Origin of the sequence: Streptomyces sp. MnatMP-M17, assembly GCF_900091995.1 — a bacterium.
Lineage (GTDB): Bacteria > Actinomycetota > Actinomycetes > Streptomycetales > Streptomycetaceae > Streptomyces.
Map to the genome: position 1 here is coordinate 1 of NZ_FMDK01000480.1, position 1,211 is coordinate 1,211.

Genomic DNA, 1,211 nt, shown 5'->3' on the forward strand with positions numbered 1-1,211 from the left:
TCTCCGACCGTGTCGCGATCGCGGCCGTCAATGGTCCGTCCTCGGTGGTGATCTCCGGCGAGGAGGACGCGGTCCAGGAGGTGGCGGTCCAACTGGAGGCGCTGGGGCGGAAGTCGAGCCGTCTTCGGGTCTCGCATGCCTTCCACTCGCCGCTGATGGATCCGATGCTGGAGGAGTTCCGGGCGGTTGTGGAGGGGTTGGCCTTCCAGGCGCCTCGAATCCCGGTCGTGTCGAATCTGACCGGTGCTCTCGCGTCGGCCGATGAGCTGTGCTCGGCGGAGTACTGGGTACGGCATGTCCGCGAAGCCGTCCGGTTCGCGGACGGCGTGCGCTGCTTGGAGGACGCGGGCGTAAGGAAGTTTGTGGAGCTGGGCACGGACGGTGTCCTCTCCGCACTGGCACGCGAGTCGGCCGGGGACGACGCCGTCATGGTGCCTGTTCTGCGCAAGGACAGGCCGGAGGAGCTGGCCGCCGTCGCCGCCTGGGCGCGACTGCATGTTCAGGGCGCGCCCATGGAGCGGGCCGCTGTGTTCGCCGGAACCGGTGCGGCACGGGTCGAGTTGCCCACGTACGCCTTCCAGCACCAGTGGTTCTGGCCGGCCGGGCCGCTCGGCGGTACGGGCGATATGCGGGCGGCGGGCCTTGGCTCGGCGGGCCATCCGCTGCTGGGCGCGACGGTCGAACTGGCCGAGGGCGAAGGAGCTGTCTTCACGGGCCGGCTGTCGGTGGGATCGCATCCTTGGCTTGCCGATCATGTGGTGATGGGCCGGGTTCTGCTGCCGGGGACAGCACTGTTGGAGCTGGCGTTCCGGGCGGGTGACGAGGTCGGCTGCGACCGAGTTGAGGAGCTGACGCTCGCGGCGCCGCTCACGCTGCCCGGGCAGGGCGCGGTTCAGGTGCAGGTCCGCGTCGGTGTCGCCGATGACACCGGTCGGCGTACGGTCACGGTCCACTCCCGTCCTGACGCGGCCGACGAGCCGTTGTGGACACAGCACGCGACCGGTGTGCTGGCCGTCGGTTCTCACTCCGTGCCCGCTGACTTTGATGCCACGGTATGGCCGCCCGCAGGTGCTGAGTCATTGGATGTGGAAGGTTGCTACGAGCGGTTCGCGGAGCTCGGCTTCACCTATGGCCCGGTGTTCCAGGGTCTACGGGCGGCCTGGCGTCGGGACGGTGAGATCTTCGCCGAGGTGAGTCTGCCCGAGGGCGCC

1 protein-coding gene is annotated in these 1,211 nt (G+C 69.4%); it reads left to right on the plus strand.

Going from position 1 to position 1,211, the window contains the following annotated elements; translation table 11 throughout:
• Positions 1–1,211, plus strand: a 1,211-nt coding sequence (locus GA0115259_RS21530) for an acyltransferase domain-containing protein (protein ID WP_141716648.1), incomplete at both ends; no start/stop codon positions are given.